Consider the following 8,266-nt stretch of genomic DNA (forward strand, 5'->3'; position numbering starts at 1 on the left):
AAAACAAAACGATTGATGAAGTAGTAAACGACTGGGTGGCGCGTTATGATCCGGTATATGATTTTTCAAGTTTCCATGATGTCAGACACCGTGTCTGGGTAGTAGACCGAAAAGAAACGATTGAAAAACTAGTCGCTCTTTTTGCTCAAAAAGTGGAATGTTTGTATATTGCAGATGGACATCATCGGACGGAATCAGCTGTCAAAGTAGCGCTAAAACGTAGAGCACAATTTCCGAATGCTCCTATTGAAACAGAATTTAATTTCTTTTTATCCGTTTTGTTTCCAGAAAACCAATTATCGATCATCGATTACAATCGAGTAGTAAATGTTCCGATTGAACCTGATTACTTTGAGAGACTAGCTAAAGCATTTACGGTTCATAAAAAAGGTGTGGTTCCTTATAAGCCAAAAACCGCAAAAACAATGGGGATGTATGTAGCAGGTCAATGGTATGAATTAAAAGTAAAGCCAGAGATTCAAACAAATGATCCTGTCAAAGGATTGGATGTTGCTATTTTACAAGACCAGATTCTGACACCAATTTTTGGCATTCAAGATATTCGAACAGATAAACGAATTGATTTTGTCGGAGGGATCAGAGGTCTAAAAGAATTGGCAGATGCGGTAGACAGCGGGGAATTCAGCGTGGCGTTTGCTATGTACCCGCCTACTATAGAAGAACTGTTAGCAGTAGCAGATAGTGGAGAAGTCATGCCGCCAAAATCTACTTGGTTTGAGCCGAAACTGCTTAGCGGTTTATTTATCCACCCGTTGGAAACAGATAAACAGACAGCAGAAAAGGAAAAATAAAAAAGAACTCCGCTAGTATTTTAGTACTAATTGTGGTAAAGTTAATTGCAGAAGAAAAGTTAGACGGGAGGGCAATAAAATTGTACAATACATTTTTAATTGCTGAACTTATTATATCAGTTTTGCTGATTATTGTAGTTGTGATGCAACCTACTAAAACGAATAATGCAGCTAGTGCATTTACTGGCGGAGCTGAACAATTATTTGGAAAACAAAAAGCTCGTGGGTTTGAAGCTGTCTTACAACGGGTAACCGTCGTATTGGGAATTGCTTTTTTCGCCGTAGCGTTAATATTAGCGTATTTATCAGCAAATTAATTAAATATATAAACAGCCGGCTTTTCAAGCTTTTCGTTCCTAATGCGGACGAGTTAAATAAAGTTGGAATAAAATCTGTTTAAGCAGCGTGAGTAGAAATGCTCACGCTGCTTTTTTTTTGTAGTTTAAAATCGAGCAGCAGGTGATACTTAATAATTAGCATGAAGGTAAGTAACCGCTATCTTTAAAATAGAATGTGCTGTGAATCTATTTAAAGAAGAAGACAGAGTTAAACTGAAACAGTTTAGAAAAGAGTTTGTTTAAAAAAGATGAACGAAAAGAACTTAAAAAGCTTGCTAAAAAAAGGACATTTAGTTATACTTTAATCAAGGTTTAGGCGCGCCTTAAACATGTGCGTATATATAAATAAAGAATTAAATGAAAGAAAGGAAGTTGTAATATGATTGACGTGAAAAATCTCACGGTTACCTATCAAGACGAACCAGCTCTTTCAGATGTGTCTCTTACTATCAGAGAACAAGCTATTACTGGAGTTATTGGACCGAACGGAGCTGGAAAATCGACTTTGTTAAAAGGCATGATGGGTTTGGTAAAAACAGAAAGCGGAATAACTACAGTTGATAATCAACCTTTAAACAACGTAAGAAAAGAAATTGCTTATGTTGAACAACGCAATACAGTTGATCTAACCTTTCCAATCAAAGTAGAAGAAACTGTTTTATTAGGAACTTTTCCTAAATTAGGTCTTTTTCATCGTCCAAAAGAACGAGAAAAACAAAAAGTTATAGAAAGTTTAAAAAAAGTTAAAATGGAAGAATTTAGGAATCGGCAAATCGGTGAACTCTCCGGTGGACAACTGCAACGGGTCTTTATTGCTCGTGCACTAGCTCAAGAAGCTGATATTATTTTTTTAGACGAACCTTTTGTGGGAATCGACATGAACAGTGAAAAAGTGATCATCGATTTGCTCAAACAGCTTCGAGATGAAGGGAAAACCATTTTGGTCGTGCATCATGATTTAAGCAAAGTAACGACTTATTTTGATGACTTAGTTATCTTGAATCAATCTCTCATTAGTTATGGACCGATTGCTGAATCGTTTACGACTAGTAATATAAAAGCAGCTTATGGCGATTCAATGGGTGATTTGATGATTAAGGGGGTCAATGACTAATGATTGCACATTTTATAGATGGTTTAACTAAATACCAATTTTTACAAAATGCTTTGTTTACTTCTATTATTATCGGAATCGTATCCGGAGTTATCGGTTGTTTCATCATTTTAAGAGGAATGTCTTTAATGGGAGATGCTATTTCTCACGCAGTTCTTCCTGGAGTAGCCGTATCTTATATTGTAGGAGTAAACTACTTTATTGGAGCAACTGTTTTTGGCGTATTTGCGGCATTGCTTATTGGTTTAGTCACGCAACATAGTAAGTTGAAAAGCGATACAGCTATTGGGATCGTTTTTAGTTCATTTTTTGCTGCCGGAATTATTGCTATTTCTTTTGCAAAAAGCTCGACTGATTTATACCATATTTTATTTGGAAACGTATTAGCCGTTACACAAACCGATATGATCATTACCGTTGTCGTTGCTATTTTAGTTATTTTGTTTGTTGTTCTTTTTTATAAAGAATTGCTCGTCAGTTCTTTTGACCCCGTTATGTCGCAAGCTTATGGTTTAAAAGTGCAGCTTATTCATTATGTTTTGATGTTATTGCTTACATTAGTAGCTGTTGCAGCTCTACAAACTGTTGGAACGATCTTAGTTGTAGCAATGTTGATCACTCCTGCAGCTACCGCTTATCTACTGTCAAATAAATTATCTACCATGATTCTGATAGCTTCTACGATTGGTATCATCAGTTCTGTGATCGGATTGTTCTTAAGTTATTCATATAACTTAGCATCTGGTGCTGCGATCGTCTTAACGACTACTGTTTTCTTTTTAATTACATTTTTATTTTCGCCAAAACAACAATTATTGATAAAGAGAAGGAAGGATAAAAAATGAAAAAAATAAACTTACTCCTGGCTTTAATAGCTGTCACCTTTTTGGGGGCAGCTTGCGGCAACAGCTCATCTGACTCGTCAGCTCCTGCTGATGAGAATGCTAAATTACAAGTTGTTGCCACGAATTCTATCTTAGCAGATATGATTAAAAATGTTGCAGGCGATAATGTGGATTTGCACAGCATTGTACCGGTCGGCACAGACCCGCATGAATACGAACCTCTTCCAGCCGATATTGAGAAAGGTACAGAAGCGGATGTCGTTTTTTATAATGGACTGAACCTGGAAACTGGCGGAAATGGCTGGTTTACTAAATTAATGAAAACTGCTGGAAAAGAAGACGGAAAAGATTACTTTGCTGCCAGTGAAGGCGTTGAACCAATGTATTTGTCATCAAAAGGACAAGAAACAGAACAAGACCCTCATGCTTGGTTAGATATCAGCAATGGCATTCAATACGTTGAAAACATCACTAACGTCTTATCAGAAAAAGACCCTGACAATAAAGAAGTTTATGAAGCTAATGCAAAAGAGTATACAGACAAATTGGCTCAACTAGATGCAGAAGCAAAAGAAAAATTTAAAGATATTCCTGAAGACCAAAAATTGCTCGTAACCAGTGAAGGAGCTTTTAAATATTTTTCGGCAGCTTATGGAGTAACTGCAGCTTACATTTGGGAAATCAATACTGAAAATCAAGGAACTCCTGACCAAATGAGTGCAATTATTGATCAAGTCAGAAGCAGTGACGTTCCTGCTTTGTTTGTTGAAACAAGTGTCGATAAAAGAAGTATGAACAGCGTTTCAAAAGAAACCGATGTTCCAATTTATTCTACTATTTTTACTGACTCTATCGCAAAAGAAGGCGAAGATGGCGACAGCTATTACGGTATGATGGAATGGAATTTAACAAAAATACATGAAGGATTATCTGGAAAAGCAGAGTAAACATACAGCTACCTGTTTAACTGATATTCCTAAAACAAACGAAAGTTAGCAGTGTAAAACCACAACAAGGGGTTTACGCTGCTAATTTTTGCTTATCAGCTAATCTATCATTTATGTATCTGTTTACAGCTTTTAGAAGTTTCAATTCAATAAAAAAGCGTTTTGTAGTGTTTTGGTATGAAAATGACGAAATATACAGTAAAATAGAAAGTAACAGGAATTGCTACAGGAGGAGATTTTTTAATGGTAAAAAGAACATTGCCGCAACCATTTTTCTTTGAAAGGGGACCCAAAGCAGTTATTTTATTTCATGCTTATACGGGATCACCGAATGATGTTCGAATGATGGGGAGAGCCTTAGAAAAAGAAAATTATACTGTTTATGCTCCAATCTTTAAAGGACATGGTACGTTAGAGCCTGAAGATATATTGGCAGTGTCTCCAACTGACTGGATACAAGATGCAAAAGATGCCCTGCACTTTTTAACAGAAAAAGGGTACCGTCAAATCGCTGTTTTCGGATTGTCTTTAGGTGGCGTTATTGCAACGAAGACCATGACGACTGAAAATATCCTAGCTAGCGGAACGTTTTGTTCCCCTACCTTGAATTATGATCAAAACAATGTACGTTCAACTTTTTTACGCTATGTTAAAAACGTAAAGAAACATGCTGGTCAAACGAACGAAGAAATTGAAGCCCGGATGCCTGAAGTGGAACAAGGTTTAGACAAACAACTAGCCGGCATATCAGAAATTGTTGCTTCAATGGTACCGGCATATAATTCAATAACAAAACCTGTCTTTATCGCACAAGCTGGGCAAGACGAGTTGATTGATCCGCAAATTGCGGTTCAGTTTAAAGAAGCTTTAATTCATGCGAAAGTAGACTTTCACTGGTACGAAAAAAGCACGCATGTAATTACAGTAGGAGCGGATCATAAAGAGTTAGAAAAGGATGTACTTAAATTCCTATCTGATTTGAATTGGAATGGAGAGTAGACTGAATGAAAAATAATCAGACGATCAAAGAAGCTATTTTAGTATATATGAAAGAACAAAAGAAAATGGCATTTAAAGTGAAGGACATCAGCGAAGGAATGGGATTGACGGGTTCAACCGATTTCAAATTATTGGTTTCTTCATTAGCGGAGATGGAACGAGAAGGAACTGTTTTTCTGAATAAAAAAGGCGAATTTAAGTTGCCGACAGAGGAGCCGATTCTATCCGGAACCTTTCGAGCAAGCGACCGTGGATTCGGCTTTGTATCGATTGAGGGAGAAGAGGACGATATCTATATCCCAGCACATCAAACTAATTTTGCTTTAGACGGCGATACCGTTACAATTGAAATTATCCGTCCAGCTGAACCTTGGTTTGATAAAGGCGCTGAAGGTCGTGTTAAAGCAATAATTGAACGTAAATTCACGCAGCTGGTTGGTGAATTTTTTGCTTATACAGAAGAAGGAATTGAAGAAACTGGATTGTATGGCTACATTGAGCCTAAAGATAAAAAATTAGCAGATACGCGTGTTTTTATCGAAGAAAAAGGAATTAAACCAGTGGATGGTGCGATTGTATTAGTTGAAATCACTCTTTATCCTGATAGTGAGTTTCCGAGAAGTATGCAAGGGATAGTAAAAACTGTTATCGGGCATAAAAATGATCCGGGAATCGATATCTTGACCATCGTTTATAAACACGGTATCCAAGTTGAATTTCCTGATGAAGTTATGGCTGAAGCAAATGAAGTTTCTGAAAAGATTTCCCCAGAAGATAGAACTGGGCGACGTGATTTGACAGAAGAAGTAGTCGTAACCATTGATGGAGAAGACGCAAAAGACTTGGATGATGCAGTGGCGGTTAAGAAGTTAGAAAATGGGCACTACCACTTAGGCGTGCACATTGCAGATGTTTCTTATTATGTTACAGAAGGCAGTGCATTAGATGCTGAAGCTTACGACCGGGCAACTAGTGTTTATTTAACAGACCGCGTTATTCCTATGCTGCCGCATCGCTTATCGAATGGAATCTGTTCATTGAATCCTCATGAAGATCGTTTAGCGATGAGTTGTGAAATGGAGATTGATCAAACAGGCGAAGTCGTTAGCCATGACATTTTTCCAAGTGTGATCCGTTCTTATCGCCGAATGAGTTATACACAAGTCAACCAAATTATCATGGATGAAGATGAAACGGTTCGTAAAGAGCATGAAGAGCTAGTACCGATGTTTGAAGCAATGGCAGAATTGCATACTATTTTGGAAAGAAAACGAAAAAAACGCGGAGCAATTGATTTTGAATCGCCAGAAGCTAAAATCATTGTAGATCGGGATGGGCATCCTTTAGATATAGTTTTGCGAGAAAGAGGCGTTGGTGAAAGAATCATTGAGTCCTTTATGCTATCAGCCAACGAAACCGTATCTGAACACTATACCCGCATGAAAGTACCCATGATCTATCGGGTCCACGAGCAACCGGACAGTGACCGGATGCAACGGTTTATGGAATTCGTCACAGCATTCGGTATTTCGATGAAAGGATCGAGTGAAACAGTTACTCCTAAGAGCCTGCAGAAAGTTTTAAATAGTGTTTCCGGCAAGCCAGAAGAATCGGTTATTTCGACTATGATGCTGCGCAGTATGAAACAAGCTAAGTATGATGTAGAGTCTTTGGGACATTATGGCTTGGCAGCTAAATATTATTCCCATTTCACTTCGCCAATACGGCGGTATCCTGATTTGATTTTACATCGCTTGATTCGTTCTTATGGAGAACAAGGAACAGGTTCAGAGCAAATAGCTAAGTGGAATAATTTGTTGCCGGATATTGCTATTCAAAGTTCTAAAATGGAACGACGTGCAGTAGATGCTGAAAGAGAAACAGATGCATTGAAGAAAGCAGAATACATGATGGATAAAGTTGGAGAAGTATATGAAGGCATTATCGGGTCCGTTTTAAGATTCGGCTTGTTTATCGAGTTGCCCAATACGGTTGAAGGGTTAGTCCATATCTCCAATATGAAAGATGATTATTATGAGTTTATTGAAGAACGCTTGATGTTGGTTGGGGAGCATACAGGAGTTGTTTACCGCATCGGCCAAAAAGTTAAAATCAAAGTTATGAGAGCAGATCCGGAAACTCGCGAGATCGATTTTGAATTGGTGCCTGATCCAAATGCGCCAAAAATCGATTCAATCCCTCAAGCAAAAAAAGACGGAAAATCGCATAAAAAGAAAACAGGCAACCGGGAAAAGAATCAAGGAAGTAGAGACAAAAATAAGAAAAAGACATCTTACCGTAACAAAGAAAGCAAATCAGCAAAAGATAAAAAGAAAGCCAAGCCTTTTTATAAAGATGTGGCTAAGAAAAAGCCCGCTAAAAAGAAACCTAGATAAAAAGCAAGGAGGCGAAGTACATGCCAAAAGGTGAAGGCAAATTGGTAGCTCAAAATAGAAAAGCCCGTTTTGATTATACGATCTTAGATACAGTCGAAGCTGGAATTGTTCTTAAAGGAACTGAAATCAAGTCCATTCGAGCAGCAAGAATCAATTTAAAAGATGGATTTGCTCGCGTACGCAATGGTGAGATTTATTTACACAATGTGCATATCAGCCCTTATGAACAAGGGAACCAATTCAATCATGATCCCTTACGAACACGGAAGCTATTGATGCACAAAAAACAGATCAATCGTCTAGAAGGCGAAATGAAAGGCAGCGGCAATACGCTCGTGCCGCTGAAAGTCTACATCAAAGACGGATATGCTAAAGTATTGATTGGCGTAGCTAAAGGGAAGAAAAATTATGATAAACGCGAGGATCTAAAACGAAAAGATCAAAAACGAGATTTAGCACGATCTTTAAGAGAAAGATAAGAAGAGTTACTGCTTCTAAAGTATGGTTACTTTAGAAGCAGTAACTTTTTTTATAGTCTTTTTTTATTTTTTATGTTAGAATTCGATTAGAAAAAGGAGGGTTTATATGAGAAAAAGATTAATTAGTACGTTAGCTATTGCTTTAATTCTTACAGTAGCTGGATGTGGAGGAAATAGCAGCAAAGAGGCAAGTACAAAAAATAATAAAGGGGAAGCAAAGCAGGTTTTTCATGTAGCCATTGGTTCGGAGTTGCCCACAGCTGATGTATCTTTAGCTATGGATAATGTCAGTGTCGAAGCAATGAGTCAGTTTATGGAGGGGCTATATGAATTTGA

8 protein-coding genes and 1 pseudogene are annotated in these 8,266 nt (G+C 37.6%); all 9 read left to right on the forward strand.

Features of this window, described 5'->3' with window-relative positions; genetic code table 11:
- On the forward strand, positions 1-812 hold an 812-nt coding region (locus tag RT405_RS02575), incomplete at its 5' end, for a DUF1015 family protein (RefSeq protein ID WP_313467304.1).
- Positions 813-892: 80 nt separating this feature from the next.
- Complete coding sequence (secG, locus tag RT405_RS02580) at positions 893-1,129, forward strand: preprotein translocase subunit SecG (protein ID WP_035029857.1); 237 nt, start codon at positions 893-895, stop codon at positions 1,127-1,129.
- Between the two features lie 400 nt (positions 1,130-1,529).
- Positions 1,530-2,264 carry a metal ABC transporter ATP-binding protein gene (locus tag RT405_RS02585; protein ID WP_313467306.1) on the forward strand — a complete coding sequence of 245 codons (735 nt, stop codon included), beginning with the start codon at positions 1,530-1,532 and terminating at the stop codon, positions 2,262-2,264.
- Positions 2,264-3,109, forward strand: coding sequence for a metal ABC transporter permease (locus RT405_RS02590; RefSeq protein ID WP_313467308.1), 846 nt, complete (start codon positions 2,264-2,266; stop codon positions 3,107-3,109). The genes RT405_RS02585 and RT405_RS02590 overlap by 1 nt, the downstream gene beginning before the upstream one ends.
- The gene (locus RT405_RS02595; RefSeq protein WP_313467309.1) at positions 3,106-4,056 is read left to right on the forward strand and encodes a metal ABC transporter substrate-binding protein; all 951 of its coding nucleotides are present in this window, start codon (positions 3,106-3,108) and stop codon (positions 4,054-4,056) included. The genes RT405_RS02590 and RT405_RS02595 overlap by 4 nt, the downstream gene beginning before the upstream one ends.
- A gap of 243 nt (positions 4,057-4,299) precedes the next feature.
- Complete coding sequence (locus RT405_RS02600) at positions 4,300-5,055, forward strand: alpha/beta fold hydrolase (protein ID WP_313467311.1); 756 nt, start codon at positions 4,300-4,302, stop codon at positions 5,053-5,055.
- Between the two features lie 5 nt (positions 5,056-5,060).
- Positions 5,061-7,451, forward strand: a complete 2,391-nt coding sequence (rnr, locus tag RT405_RS02605) for a ribonuclease R (protein WP_313467313.1) — start codon at positions 5,061-5,063, stop codon at positions 7,449-7,451.
- Positions 7,452-7,471: 20 nt separating this feature from the next.
- Positions 7,472-7,930 carry an SsrA-binding protein SmpB gene (gene smpB, locus RT405_RS02610; RefSeq protein WP_313467314.1) on the forward strand — a complete coding sequence of 153 codons (459 nt, stop codon included), beginning with the start codon at positions 7,472-7,474 and terminating at the stop codon, positions 7,928-7,930.
- Positions 7,931-8,036: 106 nt separating this feature from the next.
- Positions 8,037-8,266, forward strand: a pseudogene (locus RT405_RS02615) (peptide ABC transporter substrate-binding protein); the annotation flags it as partial.

The organism is Carnobacterium sp. (genome assembly GCF_032094055.1).
GTDB lineage: Bacteria > Bacillota > Bacilli > Lactobacillales > Carnobacteriaceae > Carnobacterium_A.